This window comes from uncultured Dysosmobacter sp., from assembly GCF_947631165.1.
In the GTDB taxonomy this organism is placed as follows: Bacteria; Bacillota; Clostridia; order Oscillospirales; family Oscillospiraceae; genus Oscillibacter.
In genome coordinates this window covers 50,897-76,849 of sequence record NZ_CANRKH010000007.1, presented here as the reverse complement: position 1 = coordinate 76,849, position 25,953 = coordinate 50,897, and the positions used below count along the sequence as shown (strand labels likewise).

Here is a 25,953-nt window from a genome sequence, read left to right as displayed (position 1 = left end):
GGAGAATCCCTACATGTTTCAAAAACGAAAGGAGAAGACCCGATGAAAAAGAAACTCTTTGCACTCCTGATGGCCGGCGTTATGGTGCTGAGCCTGGCCGCCTGCGGCGGCGACAAGAAGACCGACGAGCCCGCCAACACGGACGCTCCTGGCACGGAAGAACCCGCCACTACCGAGGCGGAGTGCCCCCTGAACCTGGGCTATGACGTGGAGACCGGCACCGAGGCCCACGGCCCCTACTGGGACGAGTGGAGCGACATGACCGACGAGGAGCTCTATGAGAAGGCCAAGGAAGAGGCTGCCGCCGGCGCCGACACCATCAACGTCTACGCCACCTCCTCCAAAATGCTGAAGGTCGTGGACAAGTGGAACGAGACCTATCCCGAGCTGAAGCTGGAGGTGTCTGATCTGGACTCTGACGAGGTGCTGAGCAAGGCTCAGATCGAGAACGAGACCGGCAATATCACCGCCGACGTGCTGCAGACCAAGGACGTGAACGGCAACGTGTTCTTTGAATACTATTCTCAGGGCATCATCGAGCCGTTCTATCCCCGTGACATCTGCTCTCACATTGACGAGGAGAATTTAACGTTCAGTTACCCCCTTTACGCATCCCAGGCTTTCTGGTATTATAATACTGAGGCATTCCCCGATGGCCAGCCCATCACCAGCTGGTGGCAGATCATCGAGAAGAACGAGGATGGCAGCCAGAAGTACCGCCTGTACACCAAGGAGATCGGCCAGGAGACTGCTTACCTGTCCCTGTTCGCCAGCTTCATCAACTATTCCGATGAGATGGCCCAGTCCTATAAGGACGTTTACGGTGAGGACCTGGAGTACACCTACGACGCTTCTCAGTTCCCCTTTGAGGTCCCCGAGAACAACGCCGGCGTTGAGTACCTGTGGCGCTTCAGCCAGGCGAAGATGACCTTCATCGGCGACGGCGACGAGCTGGTGCTGGCCGTTCACAACTCCACCGCCGACGATCCCGCTCTGGCCCTGGCCTCCGCCGGTAAGATCGGCAACCGCGACGAGTCCGGTTACAACATCGCCTGGTGCACCAACCTGACTCCCTACAACGCCCTGCTGAACGTGGAATCCATGTTCGCTGTGGCCGGCTGCGACAACCCCGCCGGCGCCCGTCTGTTCATCCGCTTCGTCACCGGCGGCGCTGATGGCAAGAGCGGCGGCCTGAAGCCCTTCTCCAAGGAAGGCAACTGGATGCTCCGTGACGACGTGGAGGACGACTGGAACCCCGAGAAGCTGGCCGACTTGGGTGCCCGCGCCAACGACCTGGACGCGATCTACTGGAACTATCCCAACGTTCAGGATATGTGGACCCTGTGGCTGAACCAGAACCCCAACATGTGATATCCTGCCGCTGAATGCGGCTCCGTCGGGCGGGCGGCTGATATGGCCGCCCGCCTTCCCTAAAAGGAGGAAGATCCATGCGCGGCAACCCCATTCAACAACAAAAATACAACGAAAAGGTCACCAAAGCCGCCGACAGTTTCTGGGGAGCGTTCCAGATGACAGAGAACGGCAAGGTGAAAAGCACCCTGATGCTGTATTCCTTCTGCCTCGCATGGCTGTTCATCTTTGTTTACGGCGCACTGTTTTTCTTCCTGCTGGACCCGCTGGACGCGGTGCTGGCCGGATTGCCGGTGACGGCAGTGAACCTGCTGGAGGCCTTGATCCCGTCGGCCGTCGGAGCGGCGGTGTGCGGCCTGGCATGGTTTTTATCCAAAACGGAGAAGCGGCTGCTGCCGGCAGCGTATCTTTGGGCGTTTTTACTGATGCTGGCCTGCCTCATCACTCTGCTGATCTATTCAAAAGATGAGCCGGAGGTCCGGCAGATGATCCTGTGGCTCTTTGGGATGTTCGTGCTGCCTCCTCTTGTACTGGGCGGCGGATCGTCGATATTCCTTTATTACCGATACTGGAAAAATAAACCCCAGGCCGCCCCTGCGGCAAGGCTTGAGAAAAGGCAGTGAGATTATGATCGATACCGTATTGTTTGACATGGGCGGTACGCTGGAGGACATCTATACCGACGATGCCAGCCGCGCGGCATCCGCCGAAGGGGTCCTGCGCATCCTCCGGGAAAAGGGAATCGCTGTGGACATGGATATTCCCACCGCCGTGAAAAAGCTGGCGGACGGCTGGGACAACTATGCCGCTTACCGGGCTCCCACCAACCGTGAATTGAAGCCCGAGGAGATCTGGGGCAACTATGTGCTGCCGGAATTCGGCCTGGATTTTGAAACGGTGAAGCCCTTTGCTGAGGAGCTGGCCCACATGTGGGAGATCACCTATTACCACCGCAGCCTGCGGCCCGGCGTGGTGGAGATGCTGGAGGGCCTGAAGAGCTTGGGATTGAAGCTGGGGGTCATCAGCAACACCGCCAGTTTGTACCAGGTGTTCTGGATCTTGAAGGAGTACGGCATCCGGGATTATTTCCAGGATGTGACGCTGTCCTCCGTCACCGGCTACCGCAAGCCGGACCCCAATATTTTCCGGGTATCCCTGCATCAGATCCAGTCGGACCCCGCCACCTGCGCCTACGTGGGCGATACCTTCTCCCGGGACGTCATCGGCCCCCAGCGGATGGGCTTTGGCGTCACGTTCCACATCCACTCTCACCTCACCGCGTCCCGGGACAAGGACGTGCCGAAGGATGTAAAGCCGACGTACAGCATCACCGACATCTACGAGGTGTACCCCATCCTGAAGCAGCAGATCTTGCAGGAAAAGCAGGCGATCTGAACGCCGTGCGGAATGATACAAAAATAGTCCCTGGGCGGCGGCCCGGGGACTTTTTTCCGCCGCGCTTGCGGCGGGGGTGCCCTGCGTGCTATACTGAACTTAAGAAACCACTATCAAATCAAACATGAGGTGAGACGTATGCTGACTTTCAACCATTTCAACTTCAATGTGTCCGATCTGGACAAATCCATGCAATTCTACAAGGACGCCCTGGGCCTGGAGCCGGTGCGGCGGAAGGAGGCCGAGGACGGCAGCTTCGTCATCGTGTTCCTGGGGGACGGGAAGACGGATTTCCGGCTGGAGCTGACGTGGCTGCGGGACCACCCCCAGAAGTACGACCTGGGGGAGTGCGAGTTCCACCTGGCCATGCAGGCGGCGGACTATGAGGCGGCCCACGCGAAGCACCAGGCCATGGGGTGCGTGTGCTTTGAAAACCCGAAAATGGGCATCTATTTCATCAGCGACCCCGACGGGTACTGGATCGAGATCATTCCGACCCGGTGAGGGGCGAATATGGGCGGAAAGCAAGGGGGCAATCAATAATTGCCCCCTTGTAAACTAGATGCGGTTTACAAAAATTGGACATTTTGCTATGGTGGAAGAAAGGAGCTGAAGATGGGCGTGGAAGAAAGGCTGCGGGACCTGCGGCAGGCTGCGGGATTGTCCCAGGCGGATGTGGCGGAGCGGGTTGACGTATCCCGGCAGGCGGTGTCCCGGTGGGAGACCGGCATGGCCGCGCCGTCCGCGGAAAATTTGATGGAGCTGGGCCGGCTGTACGGCGTGACTCTGGACGAGCTGGTCTACGGCGCGGCGGCGCCAGCGGAGGAAGAGGAGCCGCCTGACCCGGAGCCGGCTGCTTTGGAGCCGCCCGCCGGGGCGAAGCCAAAACAGGGCCGCCGGATGGCGGTCTGGCTGGCGGCGCTGCTGTGCCTGCTGGCGCTGGTAACGGGGCTTATCATCGGCTACATAGCCGCCCCGAAGCCGGATGATCTTCTGGACATGGCGGATATGAGAGGAGAGGAGGTGGAGGTCGTACCAGGCAATCACTTTTCGTCGGAGTGGTGATACAGGAAAGGAGGTGAGTTTTTATGAGGCTTAAAAAATTGCTCTGTATCGTGTTGGCCTGTGCCGCGGTGATCGGATGTCTCACGATCAACGCGGGAGCAGTCGAAGTGGTGGAGCAGGAGATAGCCATAGTACGGGCGACAAACAACTTTAATGCGGAGATTCCTGGTAATTTGCTGTTTACAAATGATAAGTCCTTCCCACTGGATATCGGTGAGACGATCACGATCAGCGCCACCTACAAGCCGAACTCGGCCAGCGTGGATTTCGGCTTTATCGCGCCGGATGGATTATTTTATTCGGCAAATACGAAAACCGGAAATTTCTACGAGACATTTAGAGTCAGCCAGAAGGGATATTATACGCTGGCAATCAGGAACAATTCATCCGATACGATCTCCGTATCGGGATATGTGATCTACTAATATCATATGCGGCAAAAAGGGAGGGAATTATGAAAAAAGAATAATTTGTTTGTTTTTAGCCTTAGCTACATGTATATCCTTATCTGCTCCTGCGTTAGCCATTGAAAATGAACATACTTATTGTTCATCTCAGATTGCTCAAAGTGGACAACGGTTTTTCGTAGGCGGTAAACCTAATGGCATTATGCCATTGGAGGATGACACTTGCCGCTACGGGCATTATTCGCCTGAGGGTTTTATATATTTAGGGATGACAACTGGAGATTCTTTTATTGAAGGAACTATTGCGGGTTCAGCTGTTAGTTTAATGGGCTTTATCCCGGGCTTAGGCCCTATTTGCTTTACTGTCACGGCAATAAGTGCAGGGGCACAGCTTCTTTACTATATCAAGCATGATGGCAAGGTTATGGGAAAATACTATAAATCTACCTATTATTCGGGAAGTATGTCATGGTATCATATAGTATGGGTCTACAATGATGGTGGAGTGGAAAGATTTTTAGATTGCATGGTAAAGACGGAGTTATATTCTACGGGTTGAATTTGTAATTTTTCCCACATCAAACGATGCGTGTGGAGGGTGCCATGAAGTGGTTTATGGATGCCTATAGGACAAATATCATGTTCCGAATATTACTGATTCACACCGTAGGGCTAATGGAAGGATTGTGGTTGTCATTTTCTGTTAGAGAACCTCTTGAATATTTGTCTGTACTGCTTTTTCTCCCTTGGCAAATCGTTACATGGTGCCTTGCACGGCGCATACTGCGGAATGCTGGGAAAATATTTGCTCATGCAACATTTTCCCAGCATGACTTTGGAAAGTTTTTGGCCATTTACACCCCACATGTGCTTTTTTCGATTTGGTGTCTTTGCTGTTTTCTGCGTGTCTGTCGGTTTACCAGTATGCTGCTTCCAGAAATTGCATTTTTTGCGGTAAAGGGCATCCTTTTCTGGACATTGAGTCGTGATTTTAAATCTAAAGGGCAAGGCGGTGAACGACATCCGCCGCGGGTATGAAGGATCGCCGAGCCGTATTCGGGACACGTGAAACTGCCCCCGCCGCACCAGTGCGGCAGGGAGCGCGTTGGTTTTTCTGCTTACGCCATAGCTGGCGAAATAGGTGTCCAGCGTTTCCGCCCGGCAGATAAAATGACCAGGGAGGGGATTACACGCTGGCGATCAGAAATAATTCGTCCAACACGATCTCCGTATCGGGGGAAAGTGAATTATTGAGCATCACGGCAATAACAATTTAATATGACCCTGCTGTTCATTTTAACGGTTCATGAAAGGAGCCAGCTATGAAGAAAAAATTGGCGGCATTGCTTCTGGCGATCGCACTCTGCTGTTCCATCAGCGTGCCCGCTTTCGCAAGAGAGATCGCCGAGTCGGACCCGCGGCCTGCCGACGGCAATGGGCGGAACTATGAGATCTGGACCACGCTTTACGAGGATCAGGGGCGGTACAGCTCGGCGGCGTGGATCAAATCGGCGGATAACAGACCGATCCCTGTGGACCAGGTGCAGGCGCAGGCGTTTATAGAGGACAATGAGGGCAAAGTGGTGCGCTCAAGCCTTGCCACCTTGTCAGATCCCTACTATTTCCTTGTGACCCAGACGAAATACACCTATTTCAGCGGGACCGAAATCACCGGTTACGGCGTTCTGCATGTGAAACAGGCAGATGGAAAATTCGATCCGTTTCAAACACATCGGCTGACCACCTCCAATGGATCACAGTCTCGCTCGACTGACGACGTGGACATGGCTCTGCCTGTGAACAGCCGCGGAGAGACATACGGCACATTGTCGGCGGCGCTGGAGACTGGAAGACACCCTGATCTGGTGGCCGCCATGGGAACAGAGGGGCAGAGCGGTTATGTCCGCTATGAAGAGCTGGCCGCTGCGGATGAAAGGGCTTTTGGCCGCTATGACGGGAAATTTATAGCGCTCTATGATTTGGCTGGAAAGCGTATCGGCAGCTTCTTTGTGGAGTTCTCGCGTCCCGATATCATTGGGAAGGACATGGAAACGGTGGCGGCCGAGCTGGCAGACAGCACCGCCCAGAACCCCGAGCTGTGGGCTTTGGCGGATGCGTATTTGGTGAATGGAAAATACCCGGTGAACGCCAAGGGACAGACCTATGGCCCCGATGTTTTGCGGGAAGCGGTGGGGTATTCCCCGGACCTGAAGCCCGCGGTCAATGAGGATGGGCTTGCCGGCTATATCCGCTGCCCGAAAGAGCTGCCGGTCAGCGAGGAAGAGATGGCGGCGATGCGCACCGCCACGTCCGAACCCCTGTACGACAGGGACGGCAATGAGATCGGCAGATTGGGCTGGTATTCGGAAAAGCCTGTTCAGACCATCGGAAAGACAGTCGATGAAGTGCGGGCGGAGCTGGCAGAAGGCCAGCAGAGCAGGTAATACTGCGCCCGTGCATAAAAAAGAATGCTCCGGCTATGCCGAATCGGCCGGGAGAACGCTGCGTTCATCCTGTCACCATAGCTCCGTGGAGAAATAGTTATCCAGTGCTTTCGCCAGACAAATAAAATGGCCAGGGAGGGGCTATCCATGAGGGAAAAATATAGAAAATATGTCGCGCTGTCGCTGTTGGTTCTGCTGTTCTGCACCTTTTCCGCAAGCGCGGCTGGCGGACTGTTCCTGCCAAAGCCAGTCGATCAGAGCAAGACGTTTGGACTCTCTCCCCAGACGGGAGAATATGAAGTGCTGACTGACGGTAATTCTCTGGGCGGCAGTACGGTGAATGTGTCGCTGGTCTCGACCCAGGGACCAACCGCCGTGAAAGTACGGGTCTATACGAAAAACAGCGGCGGCACATATGAGCTGGCGGAAAGCACTGATGTGACGTTTGAAAAGCCGCTTTCCTGCAATGTGGCCGGCGCGGCGTTTCAAGTAACGGCAGAATTTGCTGCTGGCACCACGGGCAACTGTACGCTGCATATCAAAGCGTATGCAGAGGAATAGGAGGCGATCTTATGATGACCCCCATCACACCGATCAACACAAGGCTGGCCGTTCTGGCGGTGCTGCTCTTCACGACCGTCTTCTTTCGCCTCCCAGTGGGCAAACGCCTGGTGGAAGGGCTGGCGGACAAGATGACCGGCGGGAATTTCTGGACTGAGACCCTGGGCTGGTCCCCCATCACGACCCGTCTGCTGACGCTGGTCCTCTGGTCCGTGCTGACCGGCATGATCTGCGGGATCCGCCCGGAGATGTGTTACGTGGCGGATATCCTCCTGTTTGGCGGGATCATCCTGCTCTATCACCTGCTGATCTTCGGCTCTATGGAGATCGTGCGGTGCTTCATCCGCCGCAGGTGAAAATCAGTTTTGGATGAAATGCTGTCCCTTATCGGAGACGCACATGAAAACGCCCCCGGCCGCACCAGTGCAGCTGGGAGCGCGTTGGTTTTTCTGCTTACGCCATAGCTGGCGAAATCGTTGTCCAGCGTTTCCGCCCGGCAGATAAAATGACCAGGGAGGGGATTACACGCTGGCGATCAGGAACAATTCATCCGATACGATCTCCGTATCGGGATATGTGATCTACTAAGCATCACGGCAGCCAATTTTATATTATGATTTGATGTTTCAAACAGTAGATGAGAATGGTAAGCCTGTAAATCTTCCGACAGTTTGGGGGACTGCAACAGTAACGAATGAATATACAAAAGAGACCATCGCATCAAGTAGCGATGGAGGCAATAATGAGGATTCGATTTATATTACTGAGCACACCAGAGATTTTGAATGCGGATATTGGTATAAAAATACTTGCTTGGTTTACGAATATGATCCTTATAGCCAGCCGTTTTCTGATGTTGCAACTGCGGTAGAATACGCCGATTTTTATGACTAAGTTTGGGAGGATTTGCATTTATGCGCCAGCATACTTTCTACCGGATAATTTTCTTAGTCATATCTGCTATGATACTTTATCTTGCCGTTAGTTTCGAATATTTTTCCGAAGAAAGTATCGGGGCTAAATCAGTTGAATGTCGAATTTCTCCATTCTATGAGCATATTGAGTTTAGCAAAAGCAATCAGAGTTCATTTCCTAATAAGATATCCATTACAATAACCCCATTTATGAAAACAACATATTTACAGATTGGAAGCAAAGCTTCTCTTACTAGATATGTACCTTCCTTAGGAAAACTTTTTATAAAAGAGTATTCTATTGAGAACAATGGAAAGCGAGTACTTTTGGACCGTGAGACAATCAAACGAGGAGATATAAACTCAGACTATTATTCTCCCCTATTACATAAAAATGGCTCGTCATCAACTTTTGGTATTTTTACGCATTTTGGAACTTATTCTGTAAATTAAAATTGATCTGCGACGAAGGAGACAAACATGGGCTATAAAAAATTCAGATATGGGTTGGGGGCCTGTCTTTTCATCGGGTACTTCGTCATATTCTATACGCCGCTGACAGAGCTGCTTCCGCTGGAGAGCGGCAGGGACAGACATCTTGCGCAGGAGATCTATATTTTCGCGGAGTGCGCTATTTACTTCCTGATCGCCCTCGTGCAGAACCGGATGGCAAAGAAGAGGGGCGAGGAAGTGCCGTATCCGAACTTTCCCTATTGGTATTGATACCAGCGCGTAAAAAAGGGACGCTCCGGCACAGCCGAAGCGTCTTTGTCATGTCCGCGCTCACCACACCACGGTGGCGAAATAGTCCTCCAGGGTCTCCGCCCGGCGGATCAGCTCCACCGAGCCATCCTCCCGGAGCAGCAGCTCGGCGGAGCGGAGCTTGCCGTTGTAGTTATAACCCATGGCGTGGCCGTGGGCGCCGGCGTCGTGGATCACCAGCAGATCCCCCCGGTCGATCCTGGGCAGCATCCGGTCCACGGCGAATTTGTCGTTGTTCTCGCACAGGGAGCCCACCACGTCGTACTTGTGGTCGCAGGGGGCGGTCTCCTTGCCCATGACGGTGATGTGGTGGTAGGAGCCGTACATGGCGGGGCGCATCAGGTCGGCGGCGCAGGCGTCCACGCCGATATACTCCTTGTAGATATGCTTTTCGTGGACTGCCCGGGTCACCAGATGGCCGTAGGGGGCCAGCATAAAGCGGCCCAGCTCCGTGTACAGCGCCACGTCGCCCATGCCGGCGGGGACCAGGATCTCCTCGTAGGCCCTCCGCACGCCTTCGCCGATGGCGGCGATGTCGTTGGCGGGCTGCTCCGGGCGGTAGGGCACGCCCACGCCGCCGGAGAGGTTGATGAAGGTGATGTGCACGCCGGTCTCCGCCTTCAGCTCTGCCGCCAGCTGGAACAGAATGCGGGCCAGGGCGGGGTAGTAGTCGTTGGACAGGGTGTTGGAGGCCAGGAAGCTGTGGATGCCGAACTCCCTGGCGCCCATGGCAGACAGGCGGGCAAAGGCCTCGGCGATCTGGGCGCGGGTCATGCCGTATTTCGCGTCGCCGGGGTTGTCCATCACCTGAAAGCCCTCCCGGGTCTCGCCCAGAGTGAACACGCCGCCGGGATTGTAGCGGCAGCAGATCTTTTCAGGGATCTTCCCGATGGACTGCTCCAGAAAGTCCACCAGGGTCAGATCGTCCAGGTTGATGATGGCGCCCAGCCGGTCCGCCAGCTGGAACTCCCGGGCGGGGGTGTTGTTGGAGGAGAACATGATGCCCTCGCCGGTGACACCGCAGCGCTCCGCCATCAGCAGCTCCGCCTCGCTGGAGCAGTCGCAGCCGCAGCCCTCCTCATGGAGCAGCTTCAAAATGGCGGGGGTGGGAGTCGCTTTCACGGCGAAGTATTCCCGGTAGCCGGGGTTCCAGGCGAAGGCGGCCTTCAGGCGGCGGGCGTTTTCACGAATGCCCTTCTCGTCGTAGATGTGGAAAGGGGTCGGGTACTGGGCGGCGATGGCCTCCAGCTGGTCTTTTGTCACAAAGGGCGTTTTCATAGGCGGGACCTCAAATCTTTTCGGTATAGGACAGTATTATTTTACGAGCTTTTTGCGGCGCCTGTCAAGGAATTTGCCGAGAAACGGCGATATGCACGGGATTTTCCACCGAAAGGAAGGGCGCTTTGGTGGTATTTGCGGCGGCGTTGTTCTTTTGAAAAAACAGCCCCTTGTTTTCCGGGCCATCCAGCGGTACAATAAAAGGAAACATACACCGCCCCGGCGGAGAAAGAGGAACAGATTATGCGGAATATCGTTGTGAACGCCATTGGCGAGCAATGCCCCATCCCGGTGGTCAAGGCCACTCGTGCCCTGCGGGAGATGACCGAGCCGGGGACGCTGGAGATCCATGTAGACAATGAGATCGCCGTGCAGAACCTGACGAGAATGGCGGCGGGCCACCATCTGACGGCGAAAGCGGAGAAGCGGGGCGAAGGGAAATTCGTGGTCACCATGGAGGCGACGGACCCTGTGGGCGAGACGGCGGTGGAGCCGGAGATGAGCTGCGTCCCGGACCAGCGGGGGGACTTGGTGGTGGCGGTGGATACCGACGCTATGGGCCGGGGCAGCGACGAGCTGGGCCGGACACTGATGAAGGGATTTCTCTTCGCCGTCAGCCAGCTGCCCACACTGCCCAGGACCATCCTGTTCTACAACGGCGGCGCGAAGCTGACGGTGGAGGGCAGCGACTCCCTGGAGGACCTGAAGAGCATGGAGGCCCAGGGCGTGGAGATCCTCACCTGCGGCACCTGCCTGAATTACTACGGCCTGACGGAAAAGCTGGCGGTGGGCAGCGCCACCAACATGTACAGCATCGTGGAGACGCTGGCTGGGGCGGGAAAGGTCATCAAGCCATGATCTATCTGGACAACGCCGCCACGACCCGGCCCAAGCCCCCCGGCGTGGCGGAGGCGGCGGCTGCCGCCATGAACGGCTTCGGCAACTGTGGCCGGGGCGTCCACAGCGACGCACTGTCCGCCGCCCGGACGGTGTACGATGCCCGGGAAAAGCTGGCGGACCTGTTTGGCTGCCCCCGGCCGGAGCGGGTGTGCTTCACGCCCAATTCCACTCAGGCCCTGAACATCGCCATCAGCGGCCTGTTGGGGCCGGGGGACCATGTGATCTCCACGGACCTGGAACACAACTCCGTGCTGCGGCCCCTGTACCGCCTGCGGGAGCGGGGGACGGCGGTGGACTTCGTCCCGGCGGACAGGCGGGGACAGATCGACTACAATGATCTTGAGCGGCTGCTGCGGCCTGACACCCGGGCGGTGGTCTGCACCCACGCCTCCAACCTGACGGGGGATCTGGTGGACATTGGCCGGGTAGGGGTTTTCTGCCGCAAGCATGGCCTGCTGCTCATTCTGGATGCCTCCCAAACGGCGGGGGTATTCCCCATCCACATGGAGGAGCAGCACATCGACGTGGTGTGCTTCACCGGCCACAAGAGCCTGTTGGGGCCCCAGGGCACCGGGGGATTGTGCGTGGGGGAGGATGTGGAGATCCGTCCCTTCGCTGTGGGCGGCACCGGGGTCCAGAGCTATCTGGAGACCCAGCCTGCCGAATACCCGACCCGTCTGGAGGCCGGGACCCTCAACAGCCACGGGCTGGCAGGACTGGGGGCGGCGCTGGACTACATCGCCAGGACCGGAATAGCGGCCATCCGGGAACATGAGACGGCCCTGGCCCGGCGGTTTTACCAGTCTGTTCGGGAAGCGCCGGGGGTCACACTGTACGGCGATCTGGACGCTGCGGAGCGCGCCCCCATCGTGACGCTGAACATCGGGGACCTGGACTCGGCGGAGGTGGCCGACGAGCTGGCGGAACGGTTCGGTATCGCGACCCGGCCCGGCGCGCACTGCGCGCCCCGGCTCCACCGGGCGCTGGGCACCACGGACCAGGGAGCTGTCCGGTTCTCCTGGGGCTGGGCCAACACGGAGGAGGAGACGGACGCGGCGGCGGAGGCCGTCCGGACCCTGGCGGTGGAGGCGCTGTGATGCGGGAGCGGACGGAAAAGTGCGTGGTGACCTTTCGTACCACCGCCGGGGCCATGGCCATGGAGTGCGCCTGCAAGGCGGCGGGTGTGCCGGGGCGGCTGATCCCGGTGCCCCGGTCCATCACCGCCGGGTGCGGCATGTGCTGGGCCGCGCCGCCCGCCGCCCGGGAGGCGGTGGAGGAGCTGGTGATGAAACAGCGCTTGGATGTGGATGGGATCTATGCGATAATCTTATAAAAACCATGATCTTGCTGAGAGGTGATGCCCTGTGGCGGCGAATTGCGAGGAGTGCGTCCACTACGACTATGACGGCGAGATGGACGTTTATTACTGTACAATGGACCTGGATGAGGACGAGATGGAGCGCTTTCTGCGCAGCGCCAACAACGCCTGCCCCTTCTATCGCCGGGGCGACGACTATGAGACTGCCCGGCGGCAGTGAGGAGAGACGAGGATGGAACTGGTAGACCTGTATGACGAAAACCGCGTCCCCTTGGGGAAAACGGCGGAGCGCTATGCAAAGAAAGGCCCCGGCGAGCTGCGGATCGTGGTCCACGTGTGCATATTTGACAGCCGGGGCCGCATGCTGATCCAGAAGCGGACAGCCAGCAAGCACATCTGGCCGGGGCTTTGGGACGTGACGGTGGGCGGCGGCGTGGACGCCGGTGAGACCACACGCCAGGGCGCAGAACGGGAGGTCCGGGAGGAGTTGGGCTATGTCCTGGACCTGACCGGCGTGCGGCCCACGGTGACGGTGAACTTCGCCGGGGGCTTTGACGACTTCTTTGTGGCGGAGCGGGACATGGATATCTCCGCGCTGACGCTCCAGGCGGAGGAGGTGGACGATGTCCGCTGGGTCACACTGGAAGAGCTGCTGGCCATGGTGGATGAGGGCAGCTTCATTGCCTATCCCAAAAGCTTCCTGCGCTTTTTGTTCGACATGCGGGGGACTTTTGGATTCCCCACCAAATAAGAATCTATTCAAACGAAAAAGCAGCCGCGGCAGCGGCTGCTTTTTCGTTGAGGGAGCGTGAGAAAAAATGTGTGGGAGAGGGGGATCAGGCTCCCAGCAGGCGGCGGGCCACCTCTACGTTCCGCTGCTCCAGCTCCTGGAGCTGCTGGACGGCGGCGGCCTGGGCCTCGGGCTGGGCCGTTTTGGCCACGGCCCGGTCGATCATGGCCCGGAGGGCCTCCTCCGTCAGGGCCTCCAGGTCCACGAAATTTTCCTGTCCGATGTAGCGCAGAAAGGAGGAGACCTTGGGGTCGTATACCACGCCTGCCAGGGGGATGCCCTGTCCGGCGGCGAAGATCAGGGCGTGGAGCCGCATGGATACCACCGCCTCCATCCGGCTGAGGGCACCGATGATGGTGCCGGCGGCGCCAGTGTCGTCCAGGAAGTAGTGAGGGATGCCGTCCAGCCCCTGGGCGGCCAGGCGGCCCGCCTCCGGGTCCAGGTGCTTTTCCACCGCCGCGAACACCGGAGTGAGGCCGTAAGTCTCATAGGCGTATCTGGCCGCCCTGCCGAAGAGGGGGGCCTTGGCCTCAAAGCCCCGCCAGTGCCGCAGGGCGAAGCAGAGATACCGGCCGTGGGGCGGGATGCCCGCCCGCAGCAGCACGCTGTCCGTCTCGTCGCTGGGGGCCCCCCGCAGGGTCAGGGCCGGATCGGCGGTCAGCAGGATCTCCGGCTCTGTGACGCCCATGGCCTTCAGCTCCGCCTGGGAGTCCGGCTCCCGAAGGGTTATCACGTCTACGCACGCGTTCAGGACCCGGGCCGCCAGCTTCCGGTGGCTGTCCCGAGTCACGGGACCGATGCCGCAGCCGTACATCTGCACCCTGCAGCCGCACCGTTTGGCAGTCTGGATGTTGTGGAGGTAGAACCACAGGGACCGGCGGGAGGTGACATCCTGGATCAGGCTGCCGCCGCCGTTGATATAGAGCCTGGCCCGCTTCATGGCCCGCCGCCAGGCGGGGATGTTGGTGCGGCTGACGGCCCGGACCCGATAGGCCAGGCGGGTCGATCTGGGGTCCTTGCTGAGGACTGTCACGGGCATGTCTGGGTCGATGGAGCGCATCTCCTGGAGGATGGCCTCCAGAATGGCGTCATCCCCGGCGTTGCCCCGGCCATAGGCCCCGCAGATCACCACGCCGTCCCGCTCCGTTTTGGGGCGGCTGTGGCGGCGGAGAATTTCTTCGTAGATGTGGAGCTGGGTCTCCACTGTCTTTTGGATGGAAAACTGGGCCGACGCTTTTTCAAATAGCTTTTCCCCCATCCGGCGGCGCAGGCCGTCGTCATTGCCCAGGGCGGCGAAGCAGCGGCCCAGGGCCTCCCAGTCGCCGGGCTGGATCAAAAAGCCGTTCACGTCCTGGTCGATGAGGTAGGGGATGCCGCCCACGGCGGTGGCCACCGTGGCCAGGTGGAACCGGGCACCCTCCGTCAGGGCGTAGGGGAAGGTCTCCGACAGGCTGGTGAGGGCGTTGACGTCCAGGGCGCTGTAAAACCGGTCCATGCCGCCGGAGATCCACCCGGCAAAGGTCACCTGCTTCTCCACGCCCAGCTCCTTTGCCAGGGCGCCCAGCTTGTCCCGCTCCTCGCCGTCACCGGCGATGACCAGACGCAGCCGGGGGCATTGGGCCAGCCCCGCCGCGAAGCCCCGGATGAGAGTGGACATGTCCTTCACCAGATTCAGCCGGGCGGCGATGCCGATGACCACGCTGTCTCCGTCCACGTCGGCCCCCAGGCTCCGCAGGTAGGGGAGCCGGTCCCCCTGGCTTGGGGCGGGGGCGTAGTCGATGCCGTTGTAAATGGCGTAGAACCGGTCCGGAGCGAAGCCCCGAGAGATCAGCAGGTCCACCATGGCGTCGGACACGCCGATGCGGTAATCCACCTGCCGCAGGGCCCAAGCGTTGATATTGCCGAAGGTCAGGCGGCTCAGGGGGCGGCCCATGTAGTCCAGCTTATAGTCGCTGTGAACGGTGCTGACCACCGGCAGCCCCGTGGGGAGGCGCAGCAGCGCACCCACCATGTTGGCCCGGGCCCCGTGGCAGTGGATCACCTGATAGCCGCCCCGGCGGATGTAGTCCGTCAGTTGGCGGCGGAGCCGGGGGATGTTGTTGCCCCCCATGATCTCCGTGGGGATGCCCAAGCTCCGGGCCTCCTCGGCGAAGGGACCGTCCCGGAAGCAGACCAGCTGAGCGGTGATGGTTTTGTTCAGATTTTGCAGCAGGCTCAGCACGTGGGTCTTGGCTCCGCCGGAGTCGCCGCCGCTGATGAGATGGATGACTTTCATGAAAAAGCCTCTCTTTATAAAAAAGTCCTTGTGGAATCACGGAAAATAGTATACAATATTTCCCGTACATTGTCCACAGGAAGAAACGTCCCTTATGGAGGATATCATGGAACAAAAAGCAAAGCGCGTTGGAAAATTCAATATCATCGATCTGATCGCCGTGGTTCTGATCTTGGCGGTGCTGGTCCTGGCGGCCTGGAAGATCTTAGGCCCTGACGACAGCGTATCCGCGGAGCGGGCCATGACCCCGGTGACCTTTGTGGTGCGGGCAGAGGGCGTGCCGGAGGAGCTGTATGACAACTGCAAAAAGCACCTGCCCTCCAAGCTGATGGCCAGCGGCGCCCTGGTGGGCGGCGAGATCGTGGATGTGGAGCGCCAGCCCTATTATGTCCTGGACGCGGGCGGCAACTGGGTGGAAGATGAGACCCACGTGACCCTGCTGTTCACCGCCACCACCGAGACTCCCACGGCGGAGGTCATGACCACCAAGGTAGGAGACCAGGAGGTCCGCATCGGCAAGACAGACTACATTTTGAAGAGTGAATATATCGAGATTCAGGACGGCGTCATCGTAGATGTGATTTGGGGCGAATGAGCGGCGGCCCTTTTGAGGAGCCTCTTGGAAAGCAAAAAAACTGGAGCGGATGGTCCGCTCCAGTTTTTTAGTCTACGATATCCACGGAAACCTTCACACCGGTGCGCTGGGCATAGGAGCGGACCACGGTCCGGATCTCCTTGGCGATGCGGCCCTGGCGGCCAATGACCTTACCCATGTCGTCGGGGGCGACACGCAGCTCCAATGTCAGCTCCTGATCGCCCTGGATCTCCGTAACGGAGACCGCGTCGGGATCATCCACAAGGTTTCTGGCGATGTAGAGCAGCAAGTCCTTCATGCTCTATCCTCCGGATCAGAGGACTTCCACTTTTTTCAGCAGAGCTCTGACGGTGTCGGTGGGCTGAGCGCCGGACTTGATCCAAGCCTGGGCGCGGTCCGTGTCGATCTTGATGACGGCGGGGGAGACGCAGGGATTGTACGTGCCGATCTCCTCGATGAAGCGGCCGTCGCGGGGGAAGCGGGAGTCGGCCACTACCACGCGGTAGTAGGGAGCTTTCTTGGCGCCCATGCGGCGCAGTCTGATCTTGACCATGATGTTGTACCTCCAAAATTTTGAATTGTTGATCTATTGATAAATGCGAGAGCACTTATGCCAGTTTCAATGAGAAATTAGAAGTGGGAAAGTTTAAACTGCCAGCGGGGATAGACGCGCCAGTTCCCCTGCGCGGACCGCGGCGTAACAGCTGAGGAGGAATTCCCCATTCACTTGAAGCGCTTTTTCCGCCCGAAGCCGTGCATCCTGCCGCCTTTGCCGCCCAGCATCTGAGGCATCCGGCCCTTGGTCATCTGCTTCGTCAGCTGCTGCATCATGTCGAACTGCTTCAGCAAGCGGTTCACATCCACTACTTCCAGGCCGCAGCCGGCGGCGATGCGCTTTTTGCGGCTGGCGTTGAGGATCTGAGGATTTTCCCGCTCCAGAGGAGTCATGGAAAGGATGATGGCCTCGGTGTGGGCCATCTGCTTTTCGTCGATGCTGGCTCCCTGGAGCTGGCGGCCCAGCTGGCCGGGCAGCATCCCGGCGATCTGGCTCAGGTCGCCCATGTTCCGGAGCTGCTGGAGCTGGTCGAAGTAATCCTGAAGGGTGAAGCGATTCTTCCGCAGCTTTTCCTCCAGCTTGGCGGCCTGCTTTTCGTCAAAGGCCTGCTCGGCCTTTTCGATGAAGGACAGCATGTCGCCCATGCCCAAAATACGGGACGCCATGCGGTCCGGATGGAACGGCTCGATCATATCCAGCTTTTCGCCGGTGCCCACGAACTTGATGGGCTTGCCGGTGGCCGCCCGGATGGACAGAGCCGCGCCGCCCCGGGCGTCGCCGTCCAGCTTGGTGAGGACCACGCCGTCGATGCCAAGAGCCTCGTCAAAGGCGCTGGCGGCATTCACCGCGTCTTGGCCGGTCATGGCGTCTACTACCAGCAATATCTCGTTAGGATGGACCGCGGCTTTCATCCGCTTCAGCTCGTCCATCAGAGTTTCGTCTACATGGAGGCGACCGGCGGTGTCCAGAAACACCATGTCGCTGCCGTGGTCTTTGGCGTGGCGGAGGGCGGCTTCCGCGATCTTCACCGGGTCGCCCTGGCCCTGCTCGTACACCGGCAGGTCCAGCTGTCCGCCCACCACCTTCAGCTGCTCAATGGCGGCGGGGCGATATACGTCGCAGGCGGCCAGCAGCGGCCGCTTGGTGTACTGCTTGCGCATCAATCCCGCCAGCTTGGCGGTGGTGGTGGTCTTGCCCGCGCCCTGGAGGCCCACCATCATGACCACGGTGGGGCCGTTGTTGGCCATGGACAGCTTGGCGGCGGCGCCGCCCATCAGGGCCGTCAGCTCCTCGTTGACGATCTTGATGACCTGCTGGGCGGGGGTCAGGCTGTCCAGCACGTCGGCGCCGATGGCACGCTCTGTAACGGCGGCTACGAACTCCTTGACCACCTTGTAGCTCACGTCGGCCTCCAGCAGGGCCAGGCGGACCTCCCGCATGGCCTCCCGCACGTCGTTCTCTGTCAGGCGGCCCTTGCCCCGCAGGCGTTTGAATGTGGCGTTGAGTTTTTCAGAAAGTCCTTCAAATGCCATAGCTCAGTCCTTTAACGCGCCGGTCTCTGTCAGGATGCGGTCCGCCAGCTCCGTGAGCCGGCTGTCCTCAAACTGGCGGTAATTGATGGTCTTGATCTCACCCGCGGCGGCGATAATAGCATCCAGATGGGGGCGCTGGGCCTCGAACCGCCGGATGATGCCGGTTTTGTCCTCGATCTCCTGCATAGCGGCCTCCGCACGGACGATCACGTCCCGAACGCCCTGCCGGGAGATGCCCTCGTTCTCCGCGATCTCCGCCAGGGACAGGTCCTCGTTATAATAGAGGTCGAAGAATTCCCGCTGCCGCTGGGTCAGCAGCTCCCCGTAAAAATCGAAGAGCATGGTCATGCGATAGGTCTGATTTTTCAAGGGGACCGCTCCTTCCTGTAAAGTTCTAGACCTTTACAACAACAAATAGTTTACAGGAATTTGGTGAAAAAGTCAAGGGGAAATGGAGAAGAAATTTGGAAAATTTCAAGCCGGCGGTGGAGAAATGGGAAAAGGAGCGTATAATGGAAACGACAGAACAGAGATAAAGGATAAAAGATAAGAGCAGAGATCGTGTCCCAATATCTTTTATCTGTTATCTCTTATCTCTTACCTATAAATTGGGAGGACTTATGGCAGGGATCTTTGACGGTCATTCCGACCTTTTATATGATGTGACGCGGCGGCGGCTGGCGGGGGAGGACCGTGTTCTGGAGCGCCGCCATCTGGATCTGCTGCGGCGGGGCGGCATGGAGGGCCTGGTGCTGGCCATGTGGACCAGCGCTCCGGGGGAGACCTTCTGGAAGGACGTGCCGGGGGCGGAGACGGTTGCCTTCCGGATGGAGCGGATGATGGATTGCGCCCTGGCGGAATTTGCGGAGTGCCCATGGCTGGCGGTGGCCCGGGACGTGGAGGAGGCGGAGCGGGCCAATGCCGCCGGAAAGCTGTACGCCTTTTTGGCGGTGGAGGGCATGGCAGCCATGGAGACGGATCTGCGCTGGCTGGAGCGGTGGCGGGAATTCGGCGTCCGGATCGGGATGCTGACCTGGAACGAGGAGAACGCCCTGGCCGCCGGGGCAAAGGGAGACCCCCAGAAGAGCCTGACGGCCCTGGGAAAGTTGGCTGTCCGCCGGATGGAGGAGCTGGGCATGGTGGTGGACGTGTCCCATCTGAACGACGGGGGCTTTTGGGATGTGATGAGGCTGGCCCGGGGACCGGTGATCGCCTCCCACTCCAACTGTCGCGCCCTGTGCGATGTGCGGCGGAATCTGACGGACGACCAGCTCCGGGCCATCCGGGACACCGGCGGCGTGGTGGGATTGAACGTCCATCACGCCTTCATCCACGATGACCCGGCGAAGCAGACGGCGGAGATGCTGGCCCGCCACGCCGCCCACATGGCGAACGTGATGGGCGTGGAGCACGTGGCCTGCGGCTTCGACTTCTGTCAGTACTTCGGCCCTGGCAACGAGGGGGCCAGGGGCCTGGAGGACTGCGGCTGCGTCCCTGTTTTGTTCCGAGAGCTGGAGAAACTGGGAATGACGGAGCGGGAGCGGGAGATGATCGCGCGGGGGAACCTGCTGAGAACGCTGGGGAAGATAAAAGATAAGAGATAGGAGTGGAGAGTGCAGATATGCGCTTTCCGGCGGATTCTTCCAAACAAAACCCTTGGTAGGGGGCTGAGATTGAAAGGCAAGGATTCCAGAGTACAGATATCTTTTAGCGCTTATCATATATCTCCAATCTCTATTGTTTTCCCTGTTAGGAAAATAGAATTTGAATTATTGGAAGAGTTATACTATAATAGGTCATAATTGGATATCTATCACACAAAAGAGGAGTTGAGACGATCTTGAACGTGACAAGGACCGAGCTGGCGGAGGGCGTATATCTCACCTATCTCCCGGCGAGGAAATTCAAGACCAGCCTGCTGTCCGCCCAGTTCGTAACGCCCCTGCGGCAGGAGACGGCGGCGGCCTATGCTCTGCTGCCCGCCGTGCTGCGGCGAGGGACCGTGTCCTGCCCGGATATGGGCAGCCTGTCCGCCCGGCTGGACAAGCTGTACGGCGCCCGGATCGACTACACCATCCGCAAAAAGGGCGAAAACCAGTGCGTGGGCTTTGTGGCCAGTCTCATTGACGACAGCTACGCCCCGGTGGGGGAGAAGCTGCTGGAGCCGGTGGCGGCGTTGCTGGGCGAGCTGATCTGCGATCCCGCCACAGAGCGGGGCCGGTTCGTGCCCGCCTATTTTGACAGCGAAAAGACCAATCTGATCGATGCCATCCGCAGCCTTATCAACGACAAGCGGGACTATGCCGACGCGCGGCTGCTGCGGGAGATGTGCGCCGGGGAGCCTTATGGCGTGCCGCGGCTGGGAGACGAGGCCGGTGTGGAAAAGGTGCAGCTTCAAAAGCTGTTTTCTCAGTACAAAGACCTGATCGCCTCCGCCAGGCTGGAGCTGTTCTACTGCGGCAGTGCCCGGCAGGAGCGGGTGGAGCGGGCCCTGCAGGCCGCCTTTGCGACCCTGCCCCGCAAAACGGTGCGGGACATTGCCCTGGTGCGGGAGCACCCTGCCAGAGAGGAGGTCCTGCGGATCACCGACGAGATGGACGTGACCCAGGGCAAGCTGGGCATGGGCTTTTCCTGCGGCAGCAGTGACACCGCCGCTCTGCTGATGGGCAATACCCTCTTCGGCGGCAGCAGCAATTCCAAGCTGTTTTTGAACGTGCGGGAGAAGCTGTCCCTGTGTTACTACGCCTCCTCCCTCTATCACCGGCAGAAGGGAATCATCACCGTGTCCTCCGGCATCGAGTTCGCTGACTATCAGCGGGCCTACGACGAGATCCTGGCTCAGCTGGCGGCGGTGCGGAACGGCGATCTGGAGGACTGGGAGCTGGACGGCGCCCGGAGCACCCTGCTGAATGCCTACGCCTCCATGGGGGATTCCCAGGGCAAGCTGGAGAACTTCTATCTGGGCCAGGCGGCCACCGGCCAGAGCGAGTCGCCGGAGGAGCTGGCGGAGCAGGTGCGGAACGTGACGGCGGAGCGCATTTTCGCCGCCATGGAGACAGTGAAGCTGGACACGGTGTACTTCCTGCAGGGAAAGGAGGCGGCGGAATGAAGCAGAGCTTTTACGAGCGGATCGGCGAGTCTGTCCACCGGGAGACTTTGCCTAACGGGCTGCAGGTCTGCGTGGTGCCGAAGCCGGGCTTTGCCAAGAAATACGCCTTCTTCGCGACCCGCTACGGCGGCATGGACATCCGCTTCCAGCTGGATGGAAAGTGGTTGGACACCCCGGCGGGCATTGCCCACTATCTGGAGCACAAGATGTTCGATACCCGGGAGGGCAACGCCCTTCAGGAGCTGGCGAAGAACGGCGCGGAGCCGAACGCCTTCACCTCCAACGCCATGACCGGCTACTACTTCGATTCCACGGACCACTTTGAGGAGAATCTGCGGATATTGCTGTCCTTCGTGTCCATCCCCTGGTTCACCGAGGAAAGTGTGGCCAAGGAGCAGGGCATTATCGGCCAGGAGATCCGCATGATCGAGGACAACCCCGACTGGCAGATCTACAACCGGATGATGCAGTCCCTGTACCGGACCCACGCCGCCCGCACCAGCATCGCCGGTACGGTGGAGAGCATCTCCCACATCACGGCGGAGACGCTGTACCAGTGCCACAAGGCGTTCTATACACCCGCCAACATGATCCTGACGGTGGTGGGGGACGTGGACCCCATCCATGTGGCGGATATCGCCCGGCGGGTCCTGCCCAAGGTCAGCGGCCCGGCCATCCCCAGGGACTACGGCGACGAGCCGGAGGCCGTGGCAGCGGGGGAGACTCGCATGGAGATGGAGGTCTCCTGCCCCCAGTTCCTGACGGGCTTCAAGTGCCGCCCAGCGGCAGATGGAGAGGACTACCTGCGGCTGGCAGTGGTGGGCGACATGGCCTGCGATGTCCTGCTTGGGGATTCCAGCCCCCTGTATCTGCGGCTCTATGACCAGGGCCTTATCAATACCAGCTTCGGCGGCTCCTTTGAGATGATGCCCGGCGTGGCCTATCTCTACGCCGGCGGCGACTGCAAGGACCCCCGGCTGGTCCAGGAGGAGATCCTGAAGGAGGCGGACCGGCTGGTCCGGGAGGGCATCAGCGAGGACTTTTACCAGCAGGTGCGCCGGGCGGCCTTCGGCGCCAATCTGCGGGGGCTGAATTCTTTTGAGAATATCGCCGTATCCCTGACAGAGGGCTATTTCCACGGCTACGACCCCTTCCGCTTCCCCCAGGTGTTTGAATCCGTCACCAAGGAGGACGTGACCAGTTTCCTGCGGGAGAACATCCGGCGGGAGCGGATGACCCTCAGTGAGATCGTGCCAAAGGCATGAGCGGACCCGGTTTTTTAGAAAGAAAGGAACGATCCTGTTTTGACTGCTTTGAAGAATATGCCCATCAGCTTTCCCGGCCTGTTCGGCAGCTGGGAATTCAACCCCGATCCTATTGCCGTTCATGTGGGCCACGGCATTTACTGGTACGGCATCATTTTGGCCTGCGCTATGCTGGCGGGTCTGCTGCTGTGCATGAAACAGGCCCCCAAATACGGCCTTACCCAGGACAATGTGCTGGATCTGGTGCTGTGGGCGGTGCCCTGCTGCATCCTGGGGTCCCGGATCTACTACGTGATTTTTTACCTGGACCTGTACCGCACCGTCGGCGGCGGCTTGGACTGGGCCGGGATGCTGCGGATCTGGGACGGCGGCCTGGCTATTTACGGTACGGTCATCGCAGGTGTGCTGGTGGCGTTTTTTTACACCCGGCACAAAAAGCTGCGATTCGGTGCCATGACAGATTTGGCTGTTATGGGCCTGCTGCTGGGCCAGTCCATCGGCCGGTGGGCCAATTTTATCAACCGGGAGGCCTTCGGCGGCTTGACGGACCTTCCCTGGCGGATGCGGCTGTGGGTCAGCGAGGTCCAGTATATCGAGGTCCATCCCACCTTTTTCTATGAGAGTATGTGGAATCTGGCGGGCTTGCTGCTGATTTTACTGGTGGTATCCAAGGGCCGCAGGTTTGACGGGGAGAATACATGGTTTTACTTCCTGTGGTACGGCTTGGGCCGCGCTTGGGTAGAGGGGCTGCGGACCGACAGTCTGTATCTATTCGACTGGACCCTTTTCGGCGAGCCGGTCCGGGTGTCCCAGGCGCTGAGCGTGGTGATGGCGGCGGTGGCTGCCTTCATGCTGTTCTATAACATCCGCGTTAAAAAGCGCACTGCCGATGGACTGCTGGTGAACCAGCTGGCCGCCCGGGCCGCGGCGGAAGCCGGTGAAACGGCCAGAGCGGCGGATACGGAACCGGCCGCCGGTGAGATGGCGGCGGAGGACGAAACGGATGCTGAAACGGCCGCCGGTGAAGCTGCCGAGACGGCGGAGAACGAAGCGCCCGCCCAGGCGGCGAAGGAAAAGGAGGCACTGGATGGCAGGACGGATTGACGGCAAGGCCCTGGCGGCCCAGGTGAAGGAGCGGGTCAGGATTGAGGCGGCAAAGCTGCCCCGCAGGCCTGGCCTGGCGGTGATCCTGGTGGGCGAGGACCCGGCTTCCCAAGTTTATGTAAACGGAAAAGAGCGGGACTGCGCCGCCTGCGGCATTGAGAGCATGACCCACCGGCTGCCTGTTTCTACTAGCCAGAAGGAGCTTCTGGCCCTGGTGGAGGCCCTGAACGGCGACCCGTCGGTGGATGGAATTTTATGTCAACTCCCCCTGCCGGAGCCGCTGGACGCTGGCGAGGTGCTCAATGCCATCGCCCCGGACAAGGATGTGGACTGCTTCCATCCCGTTAACGTGGGGCTGTTGGCTATCGGGACCCCGGCCTTTCTGCCCTGCACCCCTGCCGGTATCATGGAGATGCTGCGGGCCTATGAGATCCCGGCGGCGGGAAAGCGCTGTGTGGTGCTGGGGCGGAGCAACATCGTGGGCAAACCCATGGCCATGCTGCTGACCCAGGCCGACGGTACGGTGACGGTCTGCCACTCCCGGACGGAAAACCTGGCGGACATGACTCGCCAGGCGGACATCCTGGTATCCGCCATCGGCAGGACCCGCTTCATCACGGCGGACATGGTGAAGGAGGGGGCGGTGGTCATCGACGTGGCCATGAACCGGGACGAGAACGGCAAGCTCTGCGGCGATGTGGATTTTGCCGCCGTGGAGCCGAAGGCGTCTTGGATCACGCCGGTTCCCGGCGGCGTGGGGCCTATGACCCGGGCCATGCTGATGGAGAACCTCCTGACCGCCGCCCGGCGGCACCAGAACCGGTAAAGATCCCGCTTCTGAGGAAGCACCCTGTCTAGACGGCATAAAACTGCCATCGCTGTGATATCGCGCATGACGCGGTCCGTTCGTGTGCGTGGAAACATTGTTTGGCCGCCGTGGAGCTGCAGCTCCACGGCGGCTTTTTTGCATGATGCGGTGCTTTTGCCGCGGTTTCGTGCCTCCTTGGCAGTCAGCATAAATCAATACCTCCTGCCGCGGCTGTTCCGCGGCAGGAGGTATGTTTGATTCCGGCTCTTTACACGGCTTTCGGATATGTATGGTTTAATTGCCCAGTGTTTCGAAGGACATGTTTTTGAAATATTCCGTGATGTAAGAGAGAAAGGCTGATGCGGCTTGATTTTGGTGGCGGGTCTTGTCCCAGAAAATGCACTGCACACGATGTACGAAGGGCGGATTGATCTTGATCGCTACTGCGTTTCCCAAATGCCCCAGCAGCTTTGTATGGGCGGTTGCGATGGTGTTTCCCGCACCGGCCATCACCATATTGAACCGCATGGAATAGTCGCATTCCATAATGACATGGGGGATAAAACCGGCCTTGTGGCATACGACATCAAAGAAATGCCTGGAGGAATATTGCGGGGACAGGGCAATAAAGGGCTGATTCTTTACTTCCCGCAAGCATACCTGATTCAAATTCGCAAGGGGATGGGCGGGATTTACGACCAGGACGGCATAGTCGGAATCATACAGGACCTGCGACGAGATATTCTGCGGGCAGATGAAGTCCATTGGGCTGGCGATCAAAAAGTCGTATTTGTAAAACAAGTCTTTGCAGTTGATCTGATTGATCCGCAGCGACTCGTGGGAGATCTTGTAGTTGGGATTTTCCTGCCAAAAAGATAGAAAAGCGTTTTGAAACACATTGGGACTGGTGGATGCCACATACACGGTGGACTCCTTCTTCATGCCGATCTCCATCACTTCTGCCTTGGCGTAGTCCAGAGCGGACAGCGCGTTATCGATCCGTTTTAAAAACAGGATCCCGCTGCTGTTCAGATACATGCGGCGGCCTACCCGGTCGAAAAGAGAAATCCCAAGCTCTTTTTCAAGATTGGAGATGCTGGTGCTCAGGGCGGGGGGAGAGATATACAGTTTGCTGGCGGTTTTTGTCAGATTTCCGTTTTCGGCCAATGCTTTGAAATAGCGAAGCTGAGATAATTCCATGATTTGCACCTCTTTTGCGTATAGCTGCGGGCTCTGCTTTGTTTCATTATTTGGAACGAAACGATAAGTTAGATATAATTTTTTTCTGAAAATGAATGTGTTAATATTTACATATCGGAGAAATAAACATAAAGATTAATTGTTGATTTCGTTGAAACATATACCTTTGAAGTTAAGGATAGTCCCTTAGAACGAAGTTGTCAAGTCACGGTCCCCTGTTTTGCGACATCTCCAAAGCGCAGGCGAGCCGCTGGATTTATGGCAGAACATCTGAGATTTTTTAGTATTATGGTCCGCATATGAG

33 protein-coding genes are annotated in these 25,953 nt (G+C 58.7%); 25 read left to right on the top strand and 8 right to left on the bottom strand.

The features are described from left to right. Positions 1–42: 42 nt before the first annotated feature. From Q0Z69_RS05460 to Q0Z69_RS05395, 14 genes are all read left to right on the top strand, one after another. On the top strand, positions 43–1,371 hold the full coding sequence (locus Q0Z69_RS05460) for an extracellular solute-binding protein (RefSeq protein ID WP_298030522.1): 1,329 nt from the start codon (positions 43–45) through the stop codon (positions 1,369–1,371). A 77-nt stretch (positions 1,372–1,448) separates the two neighbouring features. Further along, positions 1,449–1,994, top strand: coding sequence for a hypothetical protein (locus Q0Z69_RS05455; protein WP_298030519.1), 546 nt, complete (start codon positions 1,449–1,451; stop codon positions 1,992–1,994). Between the two features lie 4 nt (positions 1,995–1,998). Beyond that, on the top strand, positions 1,999–2,766 hold the full coding sequence (locus Q0Z69_RS05450; protein WP_298030516.1) for an HAD family hydrolase: 768 nt from the start codon (positions 1,999–2,001) through the stop codon (positions 2,764–2,766). Between the two features lie 138 nt (positions 2,767–2,904). After that, entirely contained in the window at positions 2,905–3,270 is a 366-nt protein-coding gene (locus tag Q0Z69_RS05445) for a VOC family protein (protein WP_298030512.1), read from the top strand. Positions 3,271–3,381: 111 nt separating this feature from the next. After that, positions 3,382–3,831 (top strand): helix-turn-helix transcriptional regulator, encoded by a 450-nt coding sequence (locus Q0Z69_RS05440; RefSeq protein ID WP_298030509.1) that lies wholly within the window; start codon positions 3,382–3,384, stop codon positions 3,829–3,831. A gap of 23 nt (positions 3,832–3,854) precedes the next feature. Further along, positions 3,855–4,256, top strand: coding sequence for a hypothetical protein (locus Q0Z69_RS05435; protein WP_298030507.1), 402 nt, complete (start codon positions 3,855–3,857; stop codon positions 4,254–4,256). 49 nt (positions 4,257–4,305) lie between these two features. Continuing rightward, a complete protein-coding gene (locus Q0Z69_RS05430) occupies positions 4,306–4,797 on the top strand; it encodes a hypothetical protein (RefSeq protein WP_298030504.1) in 492 nt (163 codons plus the stop codon). Between the two features lie 44 nt (positions 4,798–4,841). Continuing rightward, positions 4,842–5,276, top strand: coding sequence for a hypothetical protein (locus Q0Z69_RS05425; protein WP_298030500.1), 435 nt, complete (start codon positions 4,842–4,844; stop codon positions 5,274–5,276). Between the two features lie 284 nt (positions 5,277–5,560). Next, positions 5,561–6,682, top strand: coding sequence for a hypothetical protein (locus tag Q0Z69_RS05420; RefSeq protein ID WP_298030496.1), 1,122 nt, complete (start codon positions 5,561–5,563; stop codon positions 6,680–6,682). 147 nt (positions 6,683–6,829) lie between these two features. Then, positions 6,830–7,243 carry a hypothetical protein gene (locus Q0Z69_RS05415; protein ID WP_298030494.1) on the top strand — a complete coding sequence of 138 codons (414 nt, stop codon included), beginning with the start codon at positions 6,830–6,832 and terminating at the stop codon, positions 7,241–7,243. Between the two features lie 11 nt (positions 7,244–7,254). After that, positions 7,255–7,599 carry a hypothetical protein gene (locus tag Q0Z69_RS05410; protein ID WP_298030492.1) on the top strand — a complete coding sequence of 115 codons (345 nt, stop codon included), beginning with the start codon at positions 7,255–7,257 and terminating at the stop codon, positions 7,597–7,599. Between the two features lie 265 nt (positions 7,600–7,864). Continuing rightward, positions 7,865–8,137 carry a hypothetical protein gene (locus Q0Z69_RS05405; protein ID WP_298030489.1) on the top strand — a complete coding sequence of 91 codons (273 nt, stop codon included), beginning with the start codon at positions 7,865–7,867 and terminating at the stop codon, positions 8,135–8,137. A 20-nt stretch (positions 8,138–8,157) separates the two neighbouring features. Continuing rightward, on the top strand, positions 8,158–8,610 hold the full coding sequence (locus Q0Z69_RS05400; RefSeq protein WP_298030487.1) for a hypothetical protein: 453 nt from the start codon (positions 8,158–8,160) through the stop codon (positions 8,608–8,610). Between the two features lie 27 nt (positions 8,611–8,637). Then, entirely contained in the window at positions 8,638–8,880 is a 243-nt protein-coding gene (locus tag Q0Z69_RS05395; RefSeq protein ID WP_298030484.1) for a hypothetical protein, read from the top strand. Positions 8,881–8,940: 60 nt separating this feature from the next. Here the strand turns inward: Q0Z69_RS05395 and Q0Z69_RS05390 are convergent, their stop codons facing one another. After that, on the bottom strand, positions 8,941–10,197 hold the full coding sequence (locus Q0Z69_RS05390; protein ID WP_298030481.1) for a diaminopimelate decarboxylase: 1,257 nt from the start codon (positions 10,195–10,197) through the stop codon (positions 8,941–8,943). A 64-nt stretch (positions 10,198–10,261) separates the two neighbouring features. After that, the gene (locus Q0Z69_RS05385; protein ID WP_298030479.1) at positions 10,262–10,408 is read right to left on the bottom strand and encodes a hypothetical protein; all 147 of its coding nucleotides are present in this window, start codon (positions 10,406–10,408) and stop codon (positions 10,262–10,264) included. Positions 10,409–10,440: 32 nt separating this feature from the next. Here Q0Z69_RS05385 and yedF point away from each other — a divergent pair, with 32 nt between their 5' ends. The 5 genes from yedF to Q0Z69_RS05360 are packed head-to-tail and all read left to right on the top strand — an operon-like array spanning position 10,441 to position 13,166. After that, positions 10,441–11,055 (top strand): sulfurtransferase-like selenium metabolism protein YedF, encoded by a 615-nt coding sequence (yedF, locus tag Q0Z69_RS05380; protein ID WP_298030477.1) that lies wholly within the window; start codon positions 10,441–10,443, stop codon positions 11,053–11,055. Beyond that, positions 11,052–12,194, top strand: a complete 1,143-nt coding sequence (locus tag Q0Z69_RS05375) for an aminotransferase class V-fold PLP-dependent enzyme (protein ID WP_298030476.1) — start codon at positions 11,052–11,054, stop codon at positions 12,192–12,194. Before yedF ends, Q0Z69_RS05375 begins: the two co-directional genes overlap by 4 nt. Then, positions 12,194–12,430 (top strand): DUF3343 domain-containing protein, encoded by a 237-nt coding sequence (locus Q0Z69_RS05370; protein WP_298030475.1) that lies wholly within the window; start codon positions 12,194–12,196, stop codon positions 12,428–12,430. Before Q0Z69_RS05375 ends, Q0Z69_RS05370 begins: the two co-directional genes overlap by 1 nt. A gap of 31 nt (positions 12,431–12,461) precedes the next feature. Then, the gene (locus Q0Z69_RS05365; protein WP_298030472.1) at positions 12,462–12,635 is read left to right on the top strand and encodes a DUF6472 family protein; all 174 of its coding nucleotides are present in this window, start codon (positions 12,462–12,464) and stop codon (positions 12,633–12,635) included. A gap of 12 nt (positions 12,636–12,647) precedes the next feature. After that, entirely contained in the window at positions 12,648–13,166 is a 519-nt protein-coding gene (locus Q0Z69_RS05360) for an NUDIX domain-containing protein (RefSeq protein ID WP_298030470.1), read from the top strand. A gap of 85 nt (positions 13,167–13,251) precedes the next feature. Here Q0Z69_RS05360 and csaB read toward each other — a convergent pair whose 3' ends face one another. After that, positions 13,252–15,480, bottom strand: a complete 2,229-nt coding sequence (csaB, locus tag Q0Z69_RS05355; RefSeq protein WP_298030469.1) for a polysaccharide pyruvyl transferase CsaB — start codon at positions 15,478–15,480, stop codon at positions 13,252–13,254. Between the two features lie 106 nt (positions 15,481–15,586). Between csaB and Q0Z69_RS05350 the strand changes: the two genes are divergently transcribed. After that, positions 15,587–16,075 carry a DUF4330 family protein gene (locus Q0Z69_RS05350; protein WP_298030465.1) on the top strand — a complete coding sequence of 163 codons (489 nt, stop codon included), beginning with the start codon at positions 15,587–15,589 and terminating at the stop codon, positions 16,073–16,075. A 67-nt stretch (positions 16,076–16,142) separates the two neighbouring features. On the opposite strand, the gene Q0Z69_RS05345 is transcribed toward Q0Z69_RS05350, so the two are convergent. The 4 genes from Q0Z69_RS05345 to ylxM form a co-directional block, all read right to left on the bottom strand. Then, complete coding sequence (locus tag Q0Z69_RS05345; protein ID WP_235220969.1) at positions 16,143–16,373, bottom strand: KH domain-containing protein; 231 nt, start codon at positions 16,371–16,373, stop codon at positions 16,143–16,145. A gap of 15 nt (positions 16,374–16,388) precedes the next feature. Next, complete coding sequence (rpsP, locus tag Q0Z69_RS05340; protein WP_298030565.1) at positions 16,389–16,631, bottom strand: 30S ribosomal protein S16; 243 nt, start codon at positions 16,629–16,631, stop codon at positions 16,389–16,391. A 167-nt stretch (positions 16,632–16,798) separates the two neighbouring features. Next, the gene (gene ffh, locus Q0Z69_RS05335; RefSeq protein WP_298030461.1) at positions 16,799–18,163 is read right to left on the bottom strand and encodes a signal recognition particle protein; all 1,365 of its coding nucleotides are present in this window, start codon (positions 18,161–18,163) and stop codon (positions 16,799–16,801) included. Between the two features lie 3 nt (positions 18,164–18,166). Next, a complete protein-coding gene (ylxM, locus tag Q0Z69_RS05330) occupies positions 18,167–18,532 on the bottom strand; it encodes a YlxM family DNA-binding protein (RefSeq protein ID WP_298030459.1) in 366 nt (121 codons plus the stop codon). A 251-nt stretch (positions 18,533–18,783) separates the two neighbouring features. Here ylxM and Q0Z69_RS05325 point away from each other — a divergent pair, with 251 nt between their 5' ends. The 5 genes from Q0Z69_RS05325 (at position 18,784) to folD (ending at position 24,467) form a co-directional block, all read left to right on the top strand. Beyond that, the gene (locus tag Q0Z69_RS05325; protein WP_298030456.1) at positions 18,784–19,767 is read left to right on the top strand and encodes a dipeptidase; all 984 of its coding nucleotides are present in this window, start codon (positions 18,784–18,786) and stop codon (positions 19,765–19,767) included. 242 nt (positions 19,768–20,009) lie between these two features. Beyond that, complete coding sequence (locus Q0Z69_RS05320) at positions 20,010–21,272, top strand: EF-P 5-aminopentanol modification-associated protein YfmF (RefSeq protein ID WP_298030563.1); 1,263 nt, start codon at positions 20,010–20,012, stop codon at positions 21,270–21,272. Next, complete coding sequence (locus Q0Z69_RS05315) at positions 21,269–22,537, top strand: EF-P 5-aminopentanol modification-associated protein YfmH (RefSeq protein ID WP_298030455.1); 1,269 nt, start codon at positions 21,269–21,271, stop codon at positions 22,535–22,537. Before Q0Z69_RS05320 ends, Q0Z69_RS05315 begins: the two co-directional genes overlap by 4 nt. 39 nt (positions 22,538–22,576) lie before the next feature. After that, a complete protein-coding gene (gene lgt, locus Q0Z69_RS05310; RefSeq protein ID WP_298030453.1) occupies positions 22,577–23,641 on the top strand; it encodes a prolipoprotein diacylglyceryl transferase in 1,065 nt (354 codons plus the stop codon). After that, entirely contained in the window at positions 23,625–24,467 is an 843-nt protein-coding gene (gene folD / locus Q0Z69_RS05305) for a bifunctional methylenetetrahydrofolate dehydrogenase/methenyltetrahydrofolate cyclohydrolase FolD (RefSeq protein WP_298030452.1), read from the top strand. The genes lgt and folD overlap by 17 nt, the downstream gene beginning before the upstream one ends. A 276-nt stretch (positions 24,468–24,743) precedes the next feature. Here the strand turns inward: folD and Q0Z69_RS05300 are convergent, their stop codons facing one another. Further along, the gene (locus tag Q0Z69_RS05300; RefSeq protein WP_298030448.1) at positions 24,744–25,649 is read right to left on the bottom strand and encodes a LysR family transcriptional regulator; all 906 of its coding nucleotides are present in this window, start codon (positions 25,647–25,649) and stop codon (positions 24,744–24,746) included. Between the last annotated feature and the right edge of the window lie 304 nt (positions 25,650–25,953).